General features: G+C 54.8%; 15 protein-coding genes. 9 read left to right on the forward strand and 6 right to left on the reverse strand.

Annotated elements, in window-relative coordinates:
- Positions 1–4: 4 nt before the first annotated feature.
- Both ACFE8Q_RS17765 and ACFE8Q_RS17770 read right to left on the reverse strand, forming a co-directional pair.
- A complete protein-coding gene (locus ACFE8Q_RS17765; protein ID WP_375446767.1) occupies positions 5–1,930 on the reverse strand; it encodes a DNA polymerase III subunit gamma/tau in 1,926 nt (641 codons plus the stop codon).
- A 48-nt stretch (positions 1,931–1,978) separates the two neighbouring features.
- On the reverse strand, positions 1,979–5,422 hold the full coding sequence (locus ACFE8Q_RS17770) for a PKD domain-containing protein (protein ID WP_375446768.1): 3,444 nt from the start codon (positions 5,420–5,422) through the stop codon (positions 1,979–1,981).
- Positions 5,423–5,541: 119 nt separating this feature from the next.
- Between ACFE8Q_RS17770 and ACFE8Q_RS17775 the strand changes: the two genes are divergently transcribed.
- A complete protein-coding gene (locus ACFE8Q_RS17775) occupies positions 5,542–6,600 on the forward strand; it encodes a PorP/SprF family type IX secretion system membrane protein (protein WP_375446769.1) in 1,059 nt (352 codons plus the stop codon).
- Between the two features lie 66 nt (positions 6,601–6,666).
- Here ACFE8Q_RS17775 and ACFE8Q_RS17780 read toward each other — a convergent pair whose 3' ends face one another.
- A complete protein-coding gene (locus ACFE8Q_RS17780) occupies positions 6,667–9,375 on the reverse strand; it encodes an ATP-binding protein (RefSeq protein WP_375446770.1) in 2,709 nt (902 codons plus the stop codon).
- Between the two features lie 132 nt (positions 9,376–9,507).
- On the opposite strand from ACFE8Q_RS17780, the gene ACFE8Q_RS17785 reads away from it, so the two are divergent.
- Together ACFE8Q_RS17785 and ACFE8Q_RS17790 are read left to right on the forward strand one after the other, a co-directional pair.
- A complete protein-coding gene (locus ACFE8Q_RS17785; RefSeq protein ID WP_375446771.1) occupies positions 9,508–12,345 on the forward strand; it encodes an alpha-amylase family glycosyl hydrolase in 2,838 nt (945 codons plus the stop codon).
- 133 nt (positions 12,346–12,478) lie between these two features.
- A complete protein-coding gene (locus ACFE8Q_RS17790) occupies positions 12,479–12,919 on the forward strand; it encodes a hypothetical protein (protein WP_375446772.1) in 441 nt (146 codons plus the stop codon).
- Positions 12,920–13,117: 198 nt separating this feature from the next.
- Here the strand turns inward: ACFE8Q_RS17790 and fdhD are convergent, their stop codons facing one another.
- Positions 13,118–13,978 (reverse strand): formate dehydrogenase accessory sulfurtransferase FdhD, encoded by an 861-nt coding sequence (gene fdhD / locus ACFE8Q_RS17795; RefSeq protein WP_375446773.1) that lies wholly within the window; start codon positions 13,976–13,978, stop codon positions 13,118–13,120.
- A 462-nt stretch (positions 13,979–14,440) separates the two neighbouring features.
- Here fdhD and ACFE8Q_RS17800 point away from each other — a divergent pair, with 462 nt between their 5' ends.
- The 6 genes from ACFE8Q_RS17800 to ACFE8Q_RS17825 all read left to right on the forward strand — a co-directional run bounded on the left by ACFE8Q_RS17800 (position 14,441) and on the right by ACFE8Q_RS17825 (position 23,132).
- Positions 14,441–17,743: a cellulose binding domain-containing protein gene (locus ACFE8Q_RS17800; RefSeq protein ID WP_375446774.1), complete on the forward strand. Its 3,303-nt coding sequence runs from the start codon at positions 14,441–14,443 to the stop codon at positions 17,741–17,743.
- Between the two features lie 195 nt (positions 17,744–17,938).
- Positions 17,939–18,466 (forward strand): GNAT family N-acetyltransferase, encoded by a 528-nt coding sequence (locus ACFE8Q_RS17805; RefSeq protein WP_375446775.1) that lies wholly within the window; start codon positions 17,939–17,941, stop codon positions 18,464–18,466.
- A 73-nt stretch (positions 18,467–18,539) separates the two neighbouring features.
- Entirely contained in the window at positions 18,540–20,534 is a 1,995-nt protein-coding gene (locus ACFE8Q_RS17810) for a hypothetical protein (RefSeq protein ID WP_375446776.1), read from the forward strand.
- A 158-nt stretch (positions 20,535–20,692) separates the two neighbouring features.
- Positions 20,693–21,157: a MarR family winged helix-turn-helix transcriptional regulator gene (locus tag ACFE8Q_RS17815; protein WP_375446777.1), complete on the forward strand. Its 465-nt coding sequence runs from the start codon at positions 20,693–20,695 to the stop codon at positions 21,155–21,157.
- 37 nt (positions 21,158–21,194) lie between these two features.
- Entirely contained in the window at positions 21,195–21,824 is a 630-nt protein-coding gene (locus ACFE8Q_RS17820; protein WP_375446778.1) for a YceI family protein, read from the forward strand.
- Positions 21,825–22,013: 189 nt separating this feature from the next.
- The gene (locus ACFE8Q_RS17825) at positions 22,014–23,132 is read left to right on the forward strand and encodes a trans-sulfuration enzyme family protein (RefSeq protein ID WP_375446779.1); all 1,119 of its coding nucleotides are present in this window, start codon (positions 22,014–22,016) and stop codon (positions 23,130–23,132) included.
- A 40-nt stretch (positions 23,133–23,172) separates the two neighbouring features.
- Here the strand turns inward: ACFE8Q_RS17825 and ACFE8Q_RS17830 are convergent, their stop codons facing one another.
- Both ACFE8Q_RS17830 and ACFE8Q_RS17835 read right to left on the reverse strand, forming a co-directional pair.
- Complete coding sequence (locus tag ACFE8Q_RS17830; RefSeq protein ID WP_375446780.1) at positions 23,173–23,616, reverse strand: protease inhibitor I42 family protein; 444 nt, start codon at positions 23,614–23,616, stop codon at positions 23,173–23,175.
- Between the two features lie 68 nt (positions 23,617–23,684).
- A complete protein-coding gene (locus ACFE8Q_RS17835; protein ID WP_375446781.1) occupies positions 23,685–24,737 on the reverse strand; it encodes a methyltransferase in 1,053 nt (350 codons plus the stop codon).
- Between the last annotated feature and the right edge of the window lie 23 nt (positions 24,738–24,760).

Raw genomic sequence — 24,760 nt, forward strand, 5'->3', positions numbered from 1 at the left:
ATGGCTAATAGTCCACCTCCAAACCGAGCGTCTGACGGAGTTTGTGGAGAGCAGGATTTTTCTCGGCGAGGTAGTTGTACTTGTCCTGCGGCGAGTAAATCATCTTTTTCACTTCGGCCATCACTACGGCATGCTCGATCTGAATTTGCCAGTTTTGCAGCGTTTGCCGCAGATGAGCCAGCAGTTCCGGCAGCATACTGGTAAACAGATCGGCCTGAATATGATTATCCAAATTGAGGGTAATGGTATACCCGTCGAGCGTAAAATCCCGGTTCAGGATAATCTGCTCACTGGCATTGTCGGTCTGCTGCCGACGTTGTACGGCAAAGGTTTTCCAGGCCGCTTGCAATGCAATTACCGTAAACGGCTGGCTGGGCCGTTCGCCCGTAGCGACGGTCACTTCCGTTTCTACCACCTGCGGTTTAACGCCGATGCCCACCGTGGAACGCAACCGGCTGGTGGCGGGAATCGGCGCACCGGTGGGTGGAGCAGCCGTTCGCGGTGGTAAAGGTGGCACAGCCGGGCGATTGGCAACCGGCCGGGCGGCGGGCTGATAGTTACCGGGCGGTTCGCTGGTGAAGGTTGGAATTTCGGCCGCAACGAGCGTTGGCGCTACTGAATCAGGTACGTTGCCCTCACCCCCATCGGTCGTATATGCCGCCGCGTCGGCTACGCTGCTACCGCGCTGGAGGTCGTTAGACGAGGATTGGCCGTTTTTTTTTTCAGCACCATTCTCGGCGCTGATCACAATACCGGTTGCCCCCGGAGCCGACACTGGCGTTTCTGACGAACGACTCGTCGTTGCTGGCTCAGGCAGGGCTTCCCAGTTTATCAGGTCGCGGAGGCTGGCCAGCTTCATCAGGCATAGCTCAACGTGCAGGCGCTGGTCTTTGGCCTGTTTGAAGTTCATATCACACTGACCGCCAATGCTCAGGCCCGACAGCAGGAACGACATGGGCGCCTGCGCCGCCTGCGTCAGATACAACTGTTGCACCCGCTCGGTCACCTGCAACAGTTGCACGGTGGCAGCATCTTTACAAACCAGCAGATCCCGGAAATGCCGGTTCAGACCCACCACAAACTGGTGCGCGTCGAAGCCTTTCCGCAGAATCTCGTCCAGCACCAGCAACGTCTGCGGCAGGTTACCCTGCAACAGCAGATCGGTCAGTTTGAAGTAGTAATCGTAGTCGAGAATATGCAGGTTGTCCAGCACTTCCCGGTAACGGAGCGTCCGGTCGGTCGAGAACGTGACGTTCAGATCGAACATCGACAGGGCATCGCGCAGGCCACCGTCGGCTTTCTGGGCAATCAGTTCCAGCGATTCGGCGTCGGCCGTCACGTTTTCCTTTTGGGCAATATCAGCCAGGTGCGCGGCCATATCGGCCGTTTTTATCCGGTTGAAATCGAAGATCTGACAGCGCGACAGAATCGTGGGCAGAATCTTGTGCTTTTCGGTGGTGGCCAGAATAAAAATGGCGTAGGTGGGTGGTTCTTCCAGCGTTTTCAGGAACGCATTGAAGGCCGCCGCCGAGAGCATGTGCACCTCGTCGATAATATAAATCTTGTACTTCCCCGACTGCGGCGGATAACGTACCTGATCAATCAGGTTACGGATGTCATCGACCGAGTTGTTGGACGCTGCATCCAGCTCGTGAATATTGAACGAGGCATTCTGGTTGAAGCTTACGCACGATTCGCAGTGGTCGCAGGCTTCGGCATCGGGAGTCAGGTTGGTGCAGTTAATGGTTTTTGCCAGAATCCGGGCGCAGGTGGTCTTACCCACCCCACGCGGCCCACAAAACAGGAACGCCGACGCCAACTGGTTGGTCCTGATCGCGTTCTTGAGGGTGGTGGTGATATGCCCCTGACCCACGACTGTATCAAAGGTGGCGGGGCGGTATTTCCGGGCCGAAACCACAAAATTATCCATACTCAAAGATAGCGGATGAGGCCGAAAAACCTACCTCATCCGCCATCCTCACCGTCGTAATTCCACGCTGCCAACGCGGCGTTCCGTACGGTTGCCGCGTAAAAGCAGCTCTGCCTCATAGGTATAGCTTCCGGCAGGCATGGGCGTTCCGTTGAAGGTGCCGTCCCAACATTCACCAGCCCGCAGGCTGCTGGCGGGCAGGTCCAACCCCTCATAAATCACCTCGCCCCAGCGGCTCCTTACTCGCAACATACTGATTTTCAGTATTCCCGGACCAAACAGTGTCCAGCCTTCGCCTACGCCATCCCGATTTGGCGAAAACGCACCGGGCACCTGTACCTCACAGTCGATAACCTGCAGATTTCCCGCACGACGGGTGGAATCGGCACAGCCGGGAATGCCATTGGTGACTGTCAGCGACACATCGAACGTACCTGGCTGCTGAAGTGGCACCTCAATGGCCGCGCCGCTGAAGGTGCGCCCGTCGCTAAGCTGCCACTGCCAGGCCGTCGTGCCCGGTTGCGTACCTGCCTGTAATGTAACCCGGCCCGGTAAACATTGCAGGCTGTCGCCCACAAACTGGATCAGGGCCGTGGGTTTACTTCGAACCGTTACTGAACCGGGCAACACGCTGCGACACCCGCCCGCGCTTCCTCCAAACAGGGTCAGGCTCAGGCTGTAGCTGCCGGGTTTGGTGTAGCTATGCGTGGGTGCAAACGTAACGGAGTCGACCGGTGAGCCGTCGCCAAAATCCCAGCGAAAACGAACGGCAGGATCTGTCTGGTTGGTAACGCTGAGGGACTGTCCGGCACAGATAAGACCAGGCGTTGCGGTAAAACTCCCAACTGGCAGCGTGGTGGTTCGGATTCGTCGGCTGGTTGTATCGAAGCCACATTCGGTTATAGCGGTCATCGATACGGTATAGGTTGTATTTGGCTGTGTAAACGTCCAGTTGGCGATTGGTGTTACTTGTGTACTTCCGTCGGCCAGCCGCCAGATTACCCGAACGGGTTTAGGGGTGGTGGCATCGGTAAGCGTCACCCGGTCGCCGGGGCAGGGTGTGGTGGTTGTCAGCGTAATCAGCGGGCGTACGATGGTAGGTACCACGCGGATGCTGACGCGATCGGTATCGCGCCCGCACTGACTGTTCACGATCAATTGAACCAGGTACGTTCGGGCACTGTCGCGGGCCGAAAACAGGTGCGACAACGTATCGACCGGTGATGTCAATGCGGCAGAGCCATCGCCAAAAAGCCAGGTGCTGCCCGTTTGCCCGGTCGATCGATTGGCGAATTTGATGCGGGCGGGTGTGCACCGAACCAGCGTTGAATCGACCCCGATTTCGGCTTTGGCCAGCGGCCGCACGGTGAACGTCGTTGTGGCCGTCTGTCGACCACACCCATTACTGGCCGTCAATGAAACCGACACGGGCTGGGGTAACCGGCTCTGGTTGAGGTAGGTCTGCACCGGGGGTGCGAAAGCCGTACTTGTCTGGCCCTGCCCCAGGCTCCAGGCATACTGCACAGCCGGGTTGGCCGTTCCCGGTTGCGTAAACGTAACGCGCATGGGCGAACAGTCGGACGGAAAGGCCGTGCTGATACTGACCGGCGTTGGTGGGGCTACCACCAGCAACGTCTGACTGGCTATATCGGAGCAACTGCCCGAACCGACCTTAAGCTCGATTCGGTTCAGGCCCGGCACCAGCGTAAACGTGGGCTGGTTACCCGTTATACCAGACAGCCCATTGAGCGTCCAGTCAAACGTAGTGCCGCCGGTCGACTGGTTTTGCACTTGCGGGGCTGAGTTGCTACAGGCTCCCGTGATGGTGAACGCCGCCTTTGGCCGACCAACACTGACGGTCGCCGTAGTGGTTGACAGGCAACCCGATACGCCATATCTGACCTGATAAGTCAGGGTAAGCTGGGTGGCTGTCTGTCCTGCCAGAAACAGGGTATCATTTCGCACCGCGCCCGGATTGCCGGGAAGGCTCCACGTGCCAACGCCACCAGTAGGATCGCCCCGAAGCTTCACGAACGTTTCTGAACCACAGGCCGATACGTTCTGCACAATTGGCCGCCCCCCCTCCACGCTGATCTGTATTGCATCTGACCGGCTACAGACGCCGCTTCCCCGTTTATAAATAACGGTGTACTGCCCAATGGTTCGGGGGTTGAAAAAGGCCCCGCTACTGGTGGTTTCGATGAAGTCTTTTCCTGTTCCATCCCAGTCGCCGCCGGTCAGGTTAACGGATATAGGGAAGCGGGCTGTACCCGCACAGACCACCGTTTGCTGACCGGGCAAACTGATCTGCACCGCCTGCGGCGACTGCACCAGGAACGTATCGGCTACGGTGCGCACTCCACACTGATTACCAGCCGATCCGGTCACGATGTAGGGTGTGTTACTTACAGGTACGTCTATCGACTGACCGGGCAGGATCAGGGCGCCATTGAGCGAATAGGATGCGCCGGCGGTAACACCAGCCAGGGTATATTTACCTGTTTCGCAGAGGTCGGCCTGTTTACCCAAAAGCAGCGTTGGCACATCAATGGCCTTGTGTGGGCAAACAACCGGCTGCGATTGGCCACAACTATTGATGGCCACCAGCGTGATAGTGTAATTACCCGTTCTCGTAAACTGGATTTTAGCAACAGGCGACGAGCTATTGGTATTTTGAACGTACCTGTATGTTGCCGGCGTAACGGTCCATTGGTAGCTGGTGCCGTCCAGTGATGTGGTGGCATCCATGGTTAATGTTCCGCCGGTGGACAGGCAGGTGACGGTTGTATCCTGCACCATAAACGTATAGTCCGATGCTTTTGCTTTGGCGGTTGGCGTGCCACGAACAGGTACGTTGATGGTCTTTACGCTGGAGCCGCAATCGTTACTAGCCGACAGACTGATGGGGACGGTTGTGCCAACGGTGGCCGTTGAAAAGGTTTTGAAGGGATTGGCATTCGTAGAGGTAGTTCCATCCGGGAATGTCCACAGAAATTTTGTGTCGGCCGAACTGGCGCAGCTCTTGTTCTGGAGCGAAGCAGAGCGACCTACACAGATATCGGGGATAAACGGCTCGGCAACCGGCTTGATTTTGAAATAGATCGAAAAACTCTTGTTATCGCGGTTGCAATCGGTTTCAACCTTAATCAGGCGTTCGCCGTTATCGCTTCCATTGCCGCAGTTTTTCAGGAAATCGGTGAGGCGGTAGGTGTGCTTGATCGGTCCCGGCCCTGTAACGCGCTGGCCTACACTATTGCGGTCGAGCAGGTCCCAGGTAATCGTGTAGCTGGTGAAGGGGCAAAGGGCGGGCGATTGCACATCGACGGTAATTTCGTAAAGGCTATCGGCGATAGTAACACACCGCGTTGTGCCTCCCAGGGCTTTCGGATCAACAATTTGTGCATAACCAGTTCCGGCAATCAATAAGCAGGCGATCACAAGAAGCCCGGTCAGGCTCGCCGGGCAGCGTTTCCATACGTTTACTAACATCATCGGGGTGTGGCGTAGAATACTACTCTAAAAATAAAGCGAAGGGTGTACTATTTTGCTTCTTTGCGGCAATCCAACGGCTCATCGTAGTAAGCGGTATTGCCTGCGGTACGCCACACCTCATGACTCGTTTTTTCTTGCCCGCCTTAATGCTAATCAGCGCATCGGCAGTTGCCCAGGACCCCCAGTTTTCGCAATACCACGCGAACCCACTGTCGCAAAACCCGGCCTTTGCGGGGCAAACGGGGTCGTCGCGCCTTATTCTGACGTATCGAAATCAGTGGCCGGCTCTGGGCACCACGTACCAAACATGGGCCGCCTCATTTGATACGTACCTGGAGCCCGACCGGGGCAGCATTGGCATTGGCTGGGGCGTTCAGGCGTTGCACGACCGGCAGGGCGCGTTTGTTCAGACCAATCAGGTGAGTGCTATGGGAGCCCTTAACTTAACCCTGCTGACTACCCGAAACCAAAGCTGGCAACTGGTGTGGGGAATCCAAAGCAGCTACCGCACCAGCCGGTTCGATGCCAGTGGTATTTCATTCGTCGATCAGTTTTCGCCGGGTGGCACCATCAGCCCGACCAGTGCCGACCCGTTGGCGGGCGTAGCCATCAATCAGAATCAGCTTGATTTCGGCACTGGATTACTGCTTGAAAACAACACCGACAGAGCGAATTTACCCACCTATCGGCTAGGCGGGGCTATTCATCACCTTGGGCAGTCGCTGGACCGGTTCAACCCAATTGGTCAACGGCTTAGTCTCCAGGCCAGTATTCGTATTCCCACCGGCCTCGACATTGCGCCGCGTGGTCTGGGGCATGAATCAGAACGCGACCGGAGTTTTACGCTGACTGGTCAGTACCGGCAGCAAGGTCAGGATAAACAACTCGACGTGGGCATAAACCTGACCTATTCACCGGTTATGGTTGGGCTGTGGTATCGCAATATTCCGTTTCGGCGCTACAACCAGACCAGTCAGCGCGATGCGTTGGTGGGTTTGCTGGCCGTTCATCTCGATCAGATCATGGTTCAATACAGCTACGATCTCACCATTTCCTCCCTGGCCTGGGCCTCTGGCGGATCACACGAAATCACCATCTGGTACGGCTTTGATTCCCTGTTCAGTTTTTCCAGCAAACGCAGGCAGGCCAACCGCGCCCGGCGCTGTGTGAACTTTTAAGTAGTTGATTGATTACTGGTTGACTGGTTATTGGTTAACTAATCAACCACGTCATCCCCGCCTGACTCAGTTTATGGCTGGTAAATAAATCGTAAACGTAGCCCCTTTCCCCGGTTCGCTACTGGCCGTAACAGCTCCACCGTGATTGTCGACTACCCGCTGCACAATGGCCAGCCCAATGCCGGTTCCCTCATACTGGCTCCGGCCATGCAACCGTTGAAAGACCTGAAAAATGCGATCATTATATTTTTGATCAAACCCTATACCATTGTCTGTCAAATCAATACGTTCGTAGTGAGGAGCTTGCTGCAACGGATGAACGTCGGCAGGCAGTTCATTGGCAGCCAGTCGGCTACTGGAAATCTGCACCACAGGATGGCCGTCTGGAAGGCGGAACTTGATTGCATTCGACACGAGATTTTGCAATAGCTGCCGCAATTGCATTTCGTCGCCAATGACGGTGGGCAGGTGGCCGGTATGTACCACGGTGCCCGTTTCCTGAATGGTCAGTTCCAGATCGTCGAGCACCCGCGACAACACCATTTGCAGGGATACCGCCTGATTGGCATCGGGATGGGTAGTCAGGCGGGAGTAGGCCAGCAGGTCACGAATCAGGCCCGCCATTCGGTTGGCGGCCGTCTGCATTCTGCCAATCAGGCCGCTGCCCTCTTCCCCTAGCTGATTGCCGAAACTGTTCTGCAACACATCGCCAAATGACTGAATCTTTCGGAGGGGTTCCTGCAAGTCATGGCTGGCCACATAGGCAAATTGTTCCAGGTTGGCGTTTGACCGTTTCAGATCGGCAATGGTATTTTCGAGTTGCTGCTGGAGTTTTTTCAGGGCGGTATAATCCGTGAATGTAACCAGCACCGCATCGCCCATCTTTGTCGACATGATGTCGAGCCAGGCATCGATGCCACTGCCATAGTAATGAAAATCGAAGCGATTGGTACGTCCGGTCAGGTACGTTTCCCGGTATTTGTTGAAGAGCCCGTTCGTCATATAGTCGGGAAACAGATTACTCCCCAATCCACCCGTAACTTCCGATACGTCTTTACCGATATAACGGGCCAACTGCTTGTTGGCTACCTTAAACCGAAAATCGACCACTTCGCCCTGCTCATTTCGAAGGGGCAGGAACAGAAAAATGCCGGTTTGTGAGGTGTCGATAACGGTAATCAACTCATCGGCGGCTTCTTCAACGGCTCTATTGGCCCGTTTCAGTGCCGATATATCGGAGAACGTGACCACAAACCCATCTCCCAGTTGCTGCACCGAAACGCTCAGCCAGCAATCCAGCCCATCATGATTGTAGTACACTTCTGTGTGGCCGGGCTGGCCCGTTTCAGTCGTTTGCACATACAGGTCGAACAGGCCCGTTTTCCAGTTTCCAGGAAAGATGTCGTATAGCTTTTTACCCTCCATCGCCTCAACGGAAAGCTTCAGAATGCTTTCGCTGGCTTTATTGGCAACCATAACCCGAAAGTCGATAATGCCCTGTTGTCTGTCTGGGTCACGAATGGCTTCAAAGGCAATGATGCCGCTTTCTGAGCCGTCGAGCACCCCATTGAGCAGTTCGGTCTGCTTCCGGGTTTGAATAGCCTGTTGCTCAATAGCCTGCTGCGCCTGTTTCAGCAGCGTGTAATCGGTGAAGGTCACCAGCACGTCGCTTTCTACCCGCACACTCTGTACATCGAACCAGACATCGAAGCCATCCACGTTGTAGTTGATATCAAACCGCTGCGGCTCGCCGGTCAGGTACGTTCGCTTGTATTTATCGAACAAACCGGTTTCGCGGTAGCTGATAAACCAGTCGGAAGCCACCGCGCCGGTGAGTTTATCGGGCGTTTGGCCGACCAGCGCGGCCACCATGCGGTTGATGGTTTTAAACCGGAAATCAACGATCTGTTCACCCGACTCATCAAAGACCGGACTGAACACGAAGATGCCGGTTTGCGAATGATCGATAACGGCCTGCAGGCGTTCGGCGGCCTGTTGGGCGGTGAGTATGGCCGTCCGAACGTTGGTGGTATTGGTAAAGGTCAGCACGATTTGTTGCTCCTGCCGGACCACCGACACCTCGAACCAGCCTTTTAGCCGCCCGTCGTCGTACCAATATTCCTCCCGACCCGGTTGCCCATCCTGAAGCACGCGCTTGTATAAATCGAAAAAACCGCCCAGTTTATAGCCTGGGTACGTGGTGCTCATGAGCTGGCCGGTAGCCTTACCGGCCTCGACGCCCGTCAGCATCCGTATCGATTTGTTGGCGGCTACGATCTCAAAATCAACGAGTTGATCAAGTTCATATACTGGTTCCAGCAGCAACACGCCGTTTATTGCCCCATCGAGCATAGTCGCCACCAGGGCATTCTGCTGATCGGCTTGCTGGCGTGTGTATTGAAGCGACGACACATCCCGGACTACACTCAGGATGCCGCCATGCAGTCGGCTCCGCCTGATAGTATACCATATGTGTTGCGCTTCGTTCTGAAAGCTGTACTCATCAGGCGTCCCCGTTGCCAGAACGGCACTCATGGCCTCGAAACTATCTGGCTCCGCTGGCAGATAGGTAGCCAGGGTCTCGCGCCACAACATACCGGGCCGCACCTCATGTATGGAAGCGGTCATCTGCCGGGCCGTACCATTTACGTATGTTACCTGAAAATCAACGACTTGCTCAAAATCATCATAAACTGCCTTTGACCAGACAACGCCGTCGGGCAGCGCATCCAGCAAATCTGTCAGCGAAAAATTAATAGTAGGGCCAGTAGCCATCTTGAATGTACTATAAAGCAGAAAAGAAATTCCTGCAAGGTACTGGCTACGGCCCGTCTGTCTTTCCTATACAGTAAGTTTATGGAACGGTACGGTGTCTGTGTTACCTTTGATAATCCAAAAATACAACGTATGTGTACCAAATTTTACCAACGCACAAAGGGGATTCTGCTTGTCTGTTTATGGGTAAGCAGCTTCATTCCTGCTCTTGCTCAACTTGTTACTACGCAACCCGCCTTCCCCACGGCCGACCGCGAAGTGACCATTATCATTGATTTAAAGCAGGCAAAAGATGGCCGCGCCGCCGGGTTGTTGGGCAAAACCAGCGACGTTTACTTCTGGTCGGGAGCGGGCCGCACCGAAACGGGTAACGCCTTTGAATTTGGCCCAACGGGTCAGACCAACTTCAATGCCCCCTACACGCCCGGCACCATGACTTCGCTCGGGAACGACAAATGGCAGATCAAGATCGTGCCACGTACCTACTATAACGTACCTGTCGGCACGCCCATTCGGCGGCTCGGCATAGTGATCAAAAATGGGGCAGGAACGGCGCAGACCGAAGACTTTTTCACGCCCATTTATGACGCCAAACTAACGGTTTCATTCGCCCGGCCTACGGCGAAGTTCCTGCTTGTCGAACCCGGCACTACCCTATCGGTCCGCGCCAATGTCTCGGATAAAGCCACACTGACCCTGCGTGTCAATGGAGTCACGTCGGCATCCGCCACCAACGCCGATTCGGTCGTTGCCAACCTATCTACCGGCACAGCCATCAACACGATCCGGAAGGTGGTTGCCACCGCCCAAACGGCTACCGAAACCGCCTCCGATTCGTTTCTGCTGTACGTGAAACCGACCCCCACCGTGGCGGTGCTGCCCGCCGGACTGAAAGATGGAATTAACTACAACGCCACTGACCCGACCAGTGCCACGCTGGTGCTGTATGCCCCGAAAAAATCGTTTGTGCTGCTCTTAAGTGAACAAAACGACTGGACACCCGACCCGGCTTCGCTCATGAACAAAACGCCCGACGGTGACCGTTACTGGCTGGCACTCAAAGGGCTTACCTCCGGGCAGGAACTTGCTTTTCAGTATCTCGTCGACGGTCAAATTCCGACCGGCGATCCGTATTCAGACAAAATCCTCGACCGCAACAACGATTCGTTCCTGACCACGACCTACGCTGGTTTGAAAGCGTTTCCGACCAAAGCGCAGGGGCAGATCGTGTCGGTGTTGCAAACGGGCCAGACGGCTTACCCCTGGAAGGTGGCCAATTTCACCCGCCCCGATGCCAAAAACATGGTCGTTTATGAGTTGCTGGTGCGTGACTTCATCGCGTCCCGCCAATACAAAAACGTGGGCGATTCGCTACCGTATCTGAAGAAGCTGGGCATCAACGCCATCGAGATCATGCCCATCATGGAATTTTCGGGCAATGATTCGTGGGGCTATAATCCCATCTACTATTTCGCGCCCGACAAAGCCTATGGCTCGAAAAATGACCTGAAAGCGTTTATCGACAAGTGCCACGAAAACGGTATCGCCGTGATCCTGGACATGGTATTGAATCAGGCCGACTACGAATTTCCGTACGTGAAAATGTATTGGGACGGCACCAAGCCCTCGGCCGACAGTCCATATTTCAACCAGACGGCCACGCATCCGTTCAGCGTCTTTTTCGATTTTAACCACGAAAGTCCGGCTACGCAGGCGCTGGTGCAGCGGGTGAATCAGTACTGGTTGCAGGAATATAAAATGGACGGTTTCCGGTTTGACCTGTCGAAAGGATTTACGCAGAAACAGTCGACCAACGATGGCGTTTTCCGGGTGTACGACCCCAGCCGCGTGGCCATCTGGAAACGGATTTACGACCAGATTCGGGTGTATGACAAATCGGCCTACGTCATTCTGGAGCACTTCGCCGATGATGCTGAAGAAAAAGAACTCGCCAACTACGGGATGATGCTGTGGGGCAACCATAACTACAATTACCGCTACGCCGCCCGTGGAGTGGTGAACGGCCGCGATGATAACTTCGAGTGGATTTCGTATAAACTGCGCGGCTGGAACAACCCCAACATTCTGGGGTACATGGAAAGCCACGACGAAGAACGGTTAATGTATGACGTCGTACAGAACGGCTCATCGTTAGGTACGTATAACACAAAAGACGTGGCTACGGCGCTGGAACGGGCTAAACTGGCCGCCGCGTTGTTTATCCCCGTTCCCGGCCCCAAGCTGATCTGGCAATTTGGCGAACTGGGCTACGACGTATCTATTGAGCAGAATGGCCGCACCGGTGCCAAACCCATCCGCTGGGAATACACGACCGACGCCAACCGGGCCAAGTTGCTGCGCGTTTATCAGGAGTTGATCAAGCTGAAGTCGTCGCAGCCCGCTTTCCAGACGACCGATTATACGTTTGTGGCCAACCAGCCGGTGAAGAAACTGGTGCTGAACAACGTGACCCAGCCTGTGGTGATCATCGGCAACTTCGACGTACAGGCCAACTCGGTGCTTCTCGACCTACCTAAAACAGGTACGTGGTACGATTATTTTACGGGCCAATCGGTGAATGCTACGGCGAGTACGGCCCTGACCATGCAACCCGGCCAATGGCATATTCTAACCACGACCAAACTGCCCACGCCCGAAGCCAATATTGTACCCTGGAATCTGGTACCGCCCGCGCCGCTCGTGCTGGCCACCGAACCGCTGCTTACCCTGACGGTGTCGCCAAATCCGACCGCCGATGTGGCCGTGTTGAACTGGGAAAGCGCCTATCGCGGACCGGTCACCATTTCGGTCAACAGCGTATCGGGACGTACCCAGCAAACGGTGACGGTTCAGAAAACGGCGCAAACGCTGAGCCAGTCGGTAAGCTTGAAAACACTGGCTGCCGGTATGTATTTCCTGAACGTACAGACCACCGACGGCGTGCAGGTACGTAAGGTGTTGAAGGAGTAATTAAACCTATAAGATCTGAAAAGAGACCTTATAAGTTTGGCAAAGCCCCGGCACTGGTCGGGGCTTTTTTTTGCGATATGCTCAATGTCTCTACGAACCAGTATATTGCCCGTGTACCTAAACCGGCTTGTAGATGACTGAAGATTTATCAGAGTTTATTACCTATTGCCTATCGCCGAACCCACCTGAGAATAAACAAATTGTGCTTGGCCCCATTCCGCTCCTGGTTATCGAAAAGGTGCTTCTCGATAGTGGCATTGACTTGACAGATTACGTGTTCACTATAGACGTGTATGCTATCAGACATATTATGAAAAGTCATGGAAACAAGCTAAGAGAAGAAGCGAGAGGCCAGAAAGCGATTACCGTATACGACTTTAACTTACTCCACGGTATTGTTTCGCAGCCAGACATTGTTTTTTACGATGGGCTGAACAGGATTGGTCGTGATGTGCTCCAATTCCAGAAACGAATCGGTGATCTGCATATAATTTTGAAAGAGGTCAGGACCGGCAAAAAGCAATTGGCACTGAACAGTATGCGGATCATAAAAGCAAAGTGGAATCAGGGATAGCCCTGATTCCACTTAAAACAACGAGCAAGTGCATTTCCATATTGGGAATCCCCCCTCTCACGCCCGAAGCGTCTTTGTTTGATCCAATTACGACAAGTTGTCCTGAAAAGTTCGTCCTGGCGTGGCGCATTTACCATTCATATAAATCTTTCGCCGCCTGAAAGATTTACATGAATGTGTGTTCAATTTCTACAGATTTCACAAAGCTCCGACGCTGGTTGGGGCTTTTTTTGCGATACGTTCCGGGAAGGTGTAGAGCGTAAACCGGTCGGTTTTCAGGAAACCCACCAGCGTGATGCCGGCTTCGCGGGCCAGGTCAACGGCCAGGCTCGATGGGGCGCCCAGGGCAATAAGCATCGGCACGCCCGCCATCCAGCTTTTCTGCACCAGTTCGAAGCCGATGCGGCCGCTCACCAGCACGGCCTGCTGCGCCATTGGTACGTTGCCGTTCCAGAAAGCGATGCCCAGCAATTTATCGAGCGCGTTGTGGCGGCCAATGTCTTCGCGCACAGCACCGAGCTGACCATCGGCCGTGACGAATGCCGCTGCGTGCAGACCACCCGTATGGGCAAAGGCCTGCTGGTGGGTGCGCAGTTTCTCGGGCAGGGTAAGTAACGTACCTGAGTCGAGGTGGAACGTACTGGCGACCGGCGCGGGGCACGACGTGCGGATAGCGTCGATGGATGTTTTGCCGCACACGCCGCAGTTGGAGGCCGTGATGCCGTGGCGATCCAGTTTGGCCCAGTCGAGCAGCACGTCGGAGTGCAGTTCAACCCGGATGACGTTGCCTTTCTCTACTTCCTCGCGCGAACAATGCCGGGCCGATATGATCTGTTGGCGATCCTGAACGATTCCTTCGGTAAATAAAAAACCTAACGCCAGTTCCACATCATGGCCGGGCGTACGCATGGTCACGGCGAGGGGCCGCTGTTGCCGGTCGCCGGTAGCGCCGTAACCCAGGCGAATTTCCAGCGGCTCCTCAACAGCCAGCAGATCAGGGCTTTCGGTGAAGTCACCGGCAGAAAAACGATACACGGCAGTGGGCGAAACGAGCGGCATAGGATTGACTAACAAGTGGTTGGGCAGTAGACTCAGGAGCGGCTATATACGTAAAACCAAAACCAGCAGAAAACCGCTCATGCCCTGCCAGAATTGGCGAAATTGGGTATACCCTTCCCATCCAATCGTACGTGATTTTGCCGGTTAACTCCTGGAGGGCGGAGCGGTCCTGATGAGACAAGCAGCCTCTACTGCTCAATAGGAAGCCGTTTAGCGCGCAGAAACGTGTTTCTGCTGGCAGATGGCACATAAGTGGGACCGAAACCTCATAATTGGCACAAATAATATTGCGTGTTAACAATGCCTCCTTAATATTAACGTTTGGTCATGTTATCATAATTTCATAATGTTTTTTTCTACGTCTCCCGCCCCATTGAGGGCACCACCGGCTGTCTGACAGTCCCCGTCTCTTCCATTAGCTGGACGAATTATTTTCCTTTATCATCAACCCATACAATGTGAATGAAAAATTTTACTAGACTAAAAAAAGGCTGGTTGATTGGCTTGTTAGTGCTGCTAACAACCGCTACGTATGCTCAGAAATCGGACAAAGTAAAGGCGTCCGAAGGTAAGATTACCGTCGATCTGCTGCGAATCCAGCAGGAAGGCACAGGCACCCCGGCTACTTCATCTTCTAAAGCAAAGGGGGTTGTCAACCAGAACCAGTTTCTTAGAATAGAAGACAACAGGATTCTGATTGAAGCTATCGTTGTTGATGGACAGGATGCCTCCACGTTGCTTGCTCAGCTACAGGCGCTGGGTCTTACGGAAGGAATTTCCGAAAAGCGAATGGTATCGGGTCTGCTGCCTATCGACAAAATCGACGACCTCAAGAACCTGAGCGCGCTTCGATTTGCCCGTCCTTCCTACGAACCTATTCACAATATCGGGGCAACAACCTCGCAGGGTGACCGGGCGATGAAAGCCGATGTGGCCCGTCAGCTAAATAACGTGACGGGGAGCGGCTCCAAGATTGGTGTTCTCTCCGATTCGTACAATGCTAAAGGGGGGGCAGCAACTGGTGTGGCGTCGGGTGATTTGCCTGCTAACGTGCAGGTTATCGACGATTTTCTCATGTCAACAGCTACTGACGAAGGCCGGGCAATGATCGAACTCATTCATGACATAGCACCGGGGGCCAACGTGGCTTTCAACACGGCAAACAGAGGACAGGCGGGCTTCGCCAAAGGTATCCGGGATCTGGCAGCAGCAGGTTGCAATGTTATTGTCGACGACGTGATCTACTTTGCCGAGCCTTTCTTCCAGGACGGTATCATTGCCCAGGCGGTCGATGAAGTAAAGGCGACCAGAAATGTAACATACTTCTCATCGGCCGGCAATAACGCCCGCAACTCATACCAGAGTACGTATTCGGAAGCCACCCCATTTGCCGGGCCATTTGCCAACGACCCTTACATAGGAGCGCATAACTTTGGCGGAGGCGATATTCGCCACTCGGTAGCTGTACCCGCCCGTAGTTCAATCAGGCTGGGGCTGCAATGGGATAACCCATTTGCGTCGGTTAGCGGCGGTGCTGGTGCCCAAACGGATATGGACCTGCTGGTGTATAGGAATGGAGCGTTTCAACAATCGCTTTCGGGCTTCAGCAACAATTTAGGTGGTGATCCGCTTGAACTGGTTACGCTCACTAATACCGGCACAGCGTCGGCTACGTTTGAACTGATCATCGCTCACTATGCAGGGCCAGCTCCAACGCTGGTTAAGTGGGTGGCTTTCACCAACGGGCAGAGCATTGCGTTTGAATACCCAACCCGTAGTTCGACCTGTTTTGGCCACGCCAACGCAGCCGGAGCCATTGCTACCGGAGCCGCTGATTACCGCCGGACGCCAGTCTATAACGGAGCCTCGACGGCTACACTTGAAGGGTTCTCATCGGCCGGAGGAACGCCTATTCTGTTCAACGTGGCCGGCCAGCGCATCGCTACGGTGAACCGCCAGAAACCCGAGATCACAGCCGTTGACGGAACCAACACGACCTTCTTCAGTAGTGATTCTGACGGCGACGGTTTCCCCAACTTCTTCGGTACGTCGGCCGCCGCACCACATGCTGCCGCCGTTGCCGCGCTGTTGCAGCAATTCAACAGGAACCAGTTGTCGCCAGACCGGATAGTGTCTTTACTGGAACAAACGGCACTCGATATGGACGACCCGGCAACAACAGGTTTTGATACTGGTTTCGATACTGGAACCGGTTACGGGTTCATTCAGGCCGACAGAGCCCTGGCAGCCAGCAACACCGCGCCAACGGTAGCCAATGCCATTCCGGCACAGTCGGGTCGGGTTGGTCAGGCTTTTTCGTACGTAATTCCAGCCAACACATTCGACGACTTACAGACCCCAACTTCATTAACGCTGTCGGTGAGCGGCTTACCACCCGGACTGACGTTTACGGCACCGGCTACGATCAGTGGCACTCCATTGACGGCCACTGGATCGCCGTTCACGGTTACGGTGACTGCCACGGACCCAGGCGGTCTGTCGGTGTCGACAACGTTCCTGTTCACCATCGAAGGGCCAGTTACGCCACTGCTGACGGTGCTGCACCGCGATGTAGACAACTACGCCGATAACAACGCCATTCAGCCCCTGCTGGTGCTGCAAAACAACAGCAGCATCGCTCTGCCCTACTCGGCTCTGACACTTCGTTACTACGTGACGGTAGAGAACGCCTCGGCCCTGACCAACCTGTTTGTGAACTACGCCCAGATCGGTAATCAGAACGTTCAGCTACGCTACGTGCCCCTTTCACCCGCCCAACAGGGTGCGCAGGGATACGTTGAGGTAAGCTTCGCGGCAGGAGCAGGTAATCTGGCAGCAGGCACCGAATCGGGTCCTATTCAGGCCTACTTTGCCAAAGGTGATTACGGTTCCCTTAACGAACTGGATGATTATTCCTATGCCACGGTGCGTAACCAACTGGTTGCTAACTCCCGCATTACGGCCTATTACAATGGGGTACTCATCGCCGGTATCGAGCCAGGCACTACCAGCGCGCCACCAACGGCATCGGGGCAGATACTACGGGCATTGACGGAGAGCAAAAATGGACCATCGTCCACTCAGATCAATACGTACCTGGAAATACGCAACGAAGGCAATACGGCGGTCAACTACAGCGATTTGAAAGCGCGTTACTACTTCTCCGCCGATGGCAACGAGCGCCTGCAGGTAGAAGTGGATGAAGGGAATGTGAGCGCCCAGTTGGTGAAACTGAACCAGCCCGTGAATGGAGCCGACTACTACCTGGAAATCAGCTATCTGCAAGGTGGCCAACTGGCTCCTGGCGCTAGCACGGGCACCGTTCGCTACCGTATCAGCAAGCCCGACGGCGGACGATTCGACCAGACGAATGACTACTCCTATCAGGAACAGCCTGCCGACCGCAGCCAGAACAGCCGGGTAGTGGTGTATGTGGCCGGAACACGGGTATGGGGCAATGAGCCAACGTCAGGTGCCGCCCGTATCGCCTCGGCCGAACCCACAACCGGGCTAACCGTGACGGTGCTGGGTAACCCGGTGCGGAACGATGTAGTATCGTTGCAAATCAGGGGAGCCGGTGCGGAGCCTTTACGGTTCCAACTGGTGAGCGCCCAGGGGCAGGTGATTACGCAACGGCAGGTGGCCAACCCACAGGCTGTAGAACAGCACAATCTCTCGCTGGCAGGTCAGACGCCTGGCATCTTCTTACTACAGGTCAGTACGCCCACTCAGAGCCGGATTATCCGGGTTTTGAAGGCCGAGTAAACCGACCCTATTTTAGTCAACAAAGCAGCCGCACTCAGTCAGATGGGGGCGGCTGTTTTGCGTTGATCCGGGCGATGATGGTACGGCTCTTGCACTGGCAGTCCGCTCTGTATCCGGCTTTATCCCCGGACACTAATGAGACCAATACCTCTTTCGTCAACAATAATTCGTAAATCGCGGCTAAAACGTACTGCCATGATCGTTATCCGTCCTGCTACTTTATCCGACGCTGGTTTACTCACTGATCTGGCCGCTACCACGATGCGCGAGGCGTTTGGCCCACCCCACAACCCCGCCGAACTTGTTGATGACTACATCCGCTCGGCCCTGACGCAGCCTGTTTTAGAAACCGAACTTGCCGATGACCGGTCGACTTTTTTCGTGGCCGAAACCGACGATGGTACGCCCATCGGGTACGCCAAACTACGTCGACAGCGCCCACCGCGCCAGATGCCTGCCCCCCATCGGCAGAACGCGATCGAGATTCAGCGGATCTACCTGCTGCAGGCACAAACCGGAAAAGGACAGGGCCGGCAACTCATGCAGCACTGCCTTGATCATGCTCGTAATCAGGGACATAAGGCTGTCTGGCTGGGTGTCTGGGAACACAATGCCTCCGCGCTTGTTTTTTATAAAAAGATGGGCTTCATCCAGTGTGGCTGGCATACTTTTCTCTTCGGGAATGAACGTCAGCGAGACCTCTGGTTGTGGAAAGGTCTGTAACCAATTAAACGTCAATCCTTTTTAACTGTCTATACGTAGCTGTTCACAATAATCTACTTTTTCTATACGTCCGTTGTTACGCCCTGCTCCTTTATTCCGATTGCTGATTAGCGGCTTACTGCTCTGGCTCGCCGGAATAACCTGTGTCTGGGCGCAGCAAACAACCGATACGACCAAAGCCACATCACCCGCCACACCAGCGGCCTCGGCAACAGTGCCAGCTACCTCAACAACGGCGGTGCAGGCCACCTCGAAACAGTTACCAATCGACTCGCTGATTACGCCGTATGGCCTGATGCTGGCCGATAGTGCCGAGCGCGTTCGCGACAGCGTACGATACACCCGTCTGAAACAACGCATGTCGAAGGGTAAACTGACTCGAGAACTCTACAACGTCCTGTTTCGAGACGTATATAATAGCCGACCGTCGGGCGAGGTGAACCAGATAGAGGTAAACCCCTATAAAGTGTATGAAGGCCGGGTAATCGGCACCATTTTCATCAAACGGCTGGGCGTGTTTGGAGCCAGCGTATATGATACCACGCGTAATGCCGCCAACTGGGTAGAGAAAGTAGCCAATCGCCTGCACGTCAACACCCGCGAAAGTGTAATCAGGCGATCGTACCTGCAATTTCAGGAAGGCGATCGGGTAAACCCCACCGTGCTGCGCGACAACGAACGGCTCCTGCGAAATGTGGGCCTGTTCATCGACGTCCGAATACTGGTCGTACCCCGTCCCAACAGCCGACAATTTGTTGACGTATACGTTATTACGCAGGACGTTTGGTCATTATTACCCGACGGGGGCTTCAGCGGATTCAATAATTTTCAGTTCGGGCTCGATCAGCGCAATTTCCGGGGCATGGGCCATCAGTTGTTCAACCGGATCAGCTATAACGCAACGCTTCCCGGCCAGAAAACGGAGTACCAGGGCCGGTATCTGATTCCCTACATTGGCAAAACGTTTCTGACCGGACAGGCCGATCTGGTTCTGCTGCGTGATCTGAAATACGTGTCGGCGAAGGTGTTCCGGCCCTTCCTGAACCCAGATACCAAATGGGCCGGCCAGCTTGAACTGGGCCGCTACTGGACCAACAATCGCGTGGTCGACCGGCAGGATAGTATACTCAGTTTCCCCCTCAACTATTACTACAGCGACATCTGGATTGGCCGCTCGTTCCCGTCTCCATTTCGGGTGAAAAACCCCGACGACCGCGCCCGGATCGTGCTGGCCGGGCGACTGACGGCCTACGATTATACCCGCCGCCCCGAAGTAACCGCGGATAGTAATCAGCTTTACCAGAACCGGCGCACCACCATTTTCAGCCTCGGTTACTCGCAGCGCAGGTACGTTCGTGACGTGTTGATCTACGGGTTTGGACGTACGGAAGACGTTCCTTACGGTAGCCTGATGTCGGTGGTTGGGGGCTTTGAAGAGGCGGAACTGGGTCTGCGTAATTACTTCGGCGTCAGTTTCTCGCGGGGTCAGTACATTCGTAAGCTTGGGTACGTTTATGGACTGCTCAATACAGGCTCATTTTTCCGACAAGGGCGGCGCGAGCAGTCGATCCTGAATCTGGAGACGAATTACTTTAGCCCCCTGCATCGGGTTAAGTGGGGGCAGATGCGCCATTTCGTCAATACGCATATAACCCTGGGGGGCGATCGGTTCAACAATGAATATATCAATTTGAACAGCAACAACATCTTCGGGGCGGGGGGCGATGGGCTGTTTGGAACTAAACGGCTCGTGCTCGACTACGAAAACCTGCTCTTCTCCCGGGTGAATATCGCGGGCTTCCGGGTCGCCTTTTTAACCTTTGCCAACATCGGTCTGGTGAGCTACCCCGAGCAGTCGTTGCTGGCCGGGCCGTTGTATCAGGGCTACGGCATCGGCTTTAGGTTACGAAACGAAAACCTGACCTTCAACAGCCTGCAGATCCGGTTTGCCTACTACCCAAACCTGCCCAACAATGCCGCTGCCTTGCGGTACGCGTTTGAAGGCGTACCTGTGTTGCGCTTCCGCGACTTTGATATCAACTCGCCTCAGGTGACCACCTTTCAATAAGGGTTTTTTAGCTACACTGGAACTATATAATCTCAACTACGCTTGTAATTAATGTAGCGACATTATATTTACAGTAAAGTTTACCATGACGTCTACAGCGGGACTGGCAACGACGTTTGCCGTGCCTCTCCCGACACCTGCCCAAGCGATACCTACACATGAATATTGAAGAAGAAATTAAACAGGCTCAGTTCAAATCGCCCCTCCACCGGTTGATTGTGAACCTGATGTATACAAACAACTGGCTGTGCGACAGCCAGATGCGGTTATTGAAACCGTTTGGTCTCACGGTTCCCCAATACAACGTGTTGCGGATTCTACGGGGTCAGCACCCACAGCCGGTGAAGATCAACGACATTACCGAACGCATGATGGACAAGATGTCCAATGCCTCCCGGCTGGTCGATAAGCTGGTCAGTAAAAAGCTTGTTCTCCGTACCGAGTGCCCCAGCGACCGCCGCGCCGTTGATGTACTGATCGACGAAAAAGGGCTGGCGCTGCTTAAGAAAATTGATGAGGCGCAAGACCACTGGGAAGTACAGTTCAAGGCATATGAAGGCCAGAAAGCCGACGAGCTGAATGACCTGCTGAATGAATTTCGCAACGTGGCCACCGACGATTGATTACCAAGTTAATTCACTATATAATAAACAGTTCAAAATGAAAAACAACCTGATTCTGGCTGGCTTTGCCGCCCTCGCTCTCACGGCAACTACTGCTTTCACCGGCCCTGGCAAACCAGCCGCCAAAACCGTTGCTGCCAAAGCAGCTACCTATAAAATTGATGCCGCCAAAAGCACACTGACCTGGAATGGCAAGAAAGTAACCGGCGAACACACGGGTAACATCAATGTAAAAGACGGCGCTTTTGTCGTTGACGGCAGCAAAGTAACGGGTGGTGAGTTCACCTTCGATATGAACAGCATTACCTGCACCGACCTGACCGACAAAGAGTACAACGGTAAGTTCATTGGCCACATGAAGTCAGAAGATTTCTTTAACACGGCGAAATACCCAACCTCTACGTTTAAAATCACGAAAGTGACGCCTAAAGGTGGTGACCAGTACGACATTACCGGTAACATGACCATCAAAGGCATTACCAACGCCGTAAGCTTCCCCGCCACCGTGAAAATGGCTGGTAATCAGATCACCGCCACCGGCAAAGCCACCCTCGACCGCACCAAATACGACATCCGTTACGGGTCTAAATCGTTCTTCGAGAACATCGGCGACAAAGCCATCTATGACGACTTCACCGTTGACATGAAACTGGCTGCCAACAAGTAATTGACCTCTCAAACCTATAAGGTTTCAAAAAACCTTATAGGTTTAGTGAAGCCCCGGCCAACACCGGGGCTTTTTTGTTGACTGGCAACGTACCTGAAAAACGGGCAAGCATAGGCCGGTAGCCAATTATCACAGATGCTATCGCAGATAGTACCCGTTCGAATCGCGTTTTTCTAGTAGTTTGCAGCCATGAAGCCCGAAACAATTGCGCTGCTCTCAACGCATTATTACGACCGAAATGCCGGCGCCCTGGCACCACCTATCTACCTGTCGACAACCTACGAACGTGATGCCGACGGAACATTTAAGCATGGCTACCTCTATGCCCGAAATGCCAATCCCAACCGCGATGCGCTCGAACGCAGCATAACGGCTTTGGAAGGTGGGTTTGCTACCACCACCTACGCCTCGGGGCAGGCCGCTACTATGAACCTGTTTCTGGCGCTGGCTCCGGGCGATCACGTGCTCGTTCCAACCGACGCGTATTATGGCACACCCGCGCTGCTCGAAGAACTGATGCACCCCTGGGGCCTGACCTACACCCGCGTTGACATGACCGACCTGGCTCAGGTACGTGCCGCCATGCACGAGAACACGCGGGTTATCTGGGTGGAAACACCCTCGAATCCGCTGCTGAAAATCGTCGACATTCGCGCCCTGGCCGACATTGCCCACGCGGGGGGCGCTATCTGCGTTTGTGACAATACCTGGGCCACTCCAATCCTGCAACGCCCCCTCGATATGGGTTGCGATGTGGTCATGCACGCCACCACCAAGTATTTTGGTGGCCACTCCGATGTACTCGGCGGTGCGCTGGTGTTCAAGGAAGACGGCACCTTGTATCAGCGCATCAGGCGGCTTCAGTCGGTAGGCGGTGCAGTGCCTTCGCCGTTTGAATGCTGGCTGGTGCTGCGCGGCATTAAAACGCTGGCCGCCCGGATTCGGCTGCAAACAGAAACAGCCGGAAAGGTAGCCGCGTTTCTGTCGACCCACCCCAACGTGGAAGCTGTTCATTATCCTGGCTTGCCCACCGATCCCGGTCACGAACTGGCCAGCAGACAAATGACCGGCTTTGGGGCTATGCTTTCTGTTCAGGTACGTGGTGGGGCCGACGAAGCCATTCGGGCGGCGGCGAAAGTGCAGATTTTCACCCGTGCCACCAGCCTCGGCGGCGTCGAGAGCCTGATAGAGCACCGCGCCAGCGTAGAAGGGCCAACCAGCCAGACGCCGCCCAACCTGCTCCGAATGTCGATCGGTCTGGAGCATGCCGACGACCTTATTTTCGATTTAAAACGGGCGCTGGAGTAATACCTAGTCGTATACGGCTGGTGCCGTGTACGACTTCACCTTACTTACTGACTACGGTTACCTGGTACGTCTTTTTTGCCTGTCCGTCGCCATCTGTACCGATTTGCTTCTCGGAAAAGACCACCTTCGCCGTACCGATCGTGACGCCTTTGATGAGAAAAACAGCCTGTCCCTTCGCCGTAACAGGCGTTTCATTTTCACTGATGATCACCGACGGCTTGCGCGATACGTCGACCACTTCCTGATTGTCGGACGTAGCCGTGAGTTGCCAGGTTGTATCAGAACGGGTAGCCAGCTTGATTTCCCTGATCTCGCCAACATTCAGCCGGAGCGGCGGCCCTTTTGCCGCGCCAGTTCGATTGGCTGAACAGGCTGCCAGCAGCGCCAGCACACAGGCCATCGCCAATGACAGTGCATGGTGGTGACACCTGCGGACTGCGCTGCCGGAGAGTGAGTAAAGCTGAGAATCAGATCGGTTTTTCATACCGTTGTAACTCCGTTGGCCGGTCGGCGGTTTATTACAACCGGCAAGACCAGAGCCTAAGGGACAAACTACACCTTTCGCGCCCAGATCAGGCCGTAATCCAGTTGGGTGGGCAGGCTGTCGGGCATCGGGGTCAACCCGGCGGCGGCGAACCAGCTCTGGTATTCGGCCCGGCTGTAGCAGCGGCCTTTGGTACCCCAAAAAAGCTGGGCTGAATAATCAGTGGCAGCCAGTGGTCCATCCAGCGTATCGTTCAGAAAGCTATCGTGAACCCATAGTTCGCCACCAGCACGCAACGCTGCGGCAAATCGATGAGCCAGTTGCTGGCAGGTCGGTGTGGGCCAGTCGTGGAACAGGCTGGCGGCCAGTAGCAGGTCGGTTTGCGGCAACTCATCGGTGAGCATATCGCCCGGCTGGAAAATAACCCGGTTTTTTACCGTATCGGCTTCTGGTCGGCCACTCCGGCTAAACTCGTCGAGCAGGTCAGCAGCAACGGCCAGCACGGCCGGGCGATCGAACAGTGTAGCAGTCGATTCGGGGTTGTTGAGCAGCCATTCGTAGGTGTAGAACCCCGTACCGCCCGCCACATCGAGTAGGTGGCCTGTCCGTTTGGGAAGATAGTGCGCCACGATAGGCGACAGATGACGGGCTCGTCCGGCCAGACCCAGCGTAAATTTGCGGGCCAGGTCAGGGTCGTCCATGGGTGATGGCCCTTCACCCTCTTTCACGAATGAGATTCCCTGCGGTGATTCCAGCGGGCCATCGTTTCGGAGTAGCTGTGCCATTTCGATCACCCCCGGATCGTCTTTTTCCAAACCCGTGTACCCCGTCAGGTTAGGCGTTTGTTGCTGGGTCAAATACCTCCCTAAAGCCGTGACGGTCAACCTGCCCTGTTCGTCATACTGAAGCAGTTCCATCGCGCAGAGGGCCGGAAAGACCACCATTGCCGGGCGTTCGGCCAACCCTAACCGACTGCTTAGTTCAGCCAACGAAAGCGGCCCGGTGCTGAGCACGTCAAATACAGACAGGTGATGAACAGCCGCGAGTAACAGGCGCGACCCAAACATGGCCCGCAACTGGCGGGTAATTGGTGCAGGATCAAGTTGAGTAAGAACAGACATAGATGACATTTAAAGAGAAGACA

It is taken from the genome of uncultured Fibrella sp. (assembly GCF_964250085.1).
In the GTDB taxonomy this organism is placed as follows: domain Bacteria; phylum Bacteroidota; class Bacteroidia; order Cytophagales; family Spirosomataceae; genus Fibrella.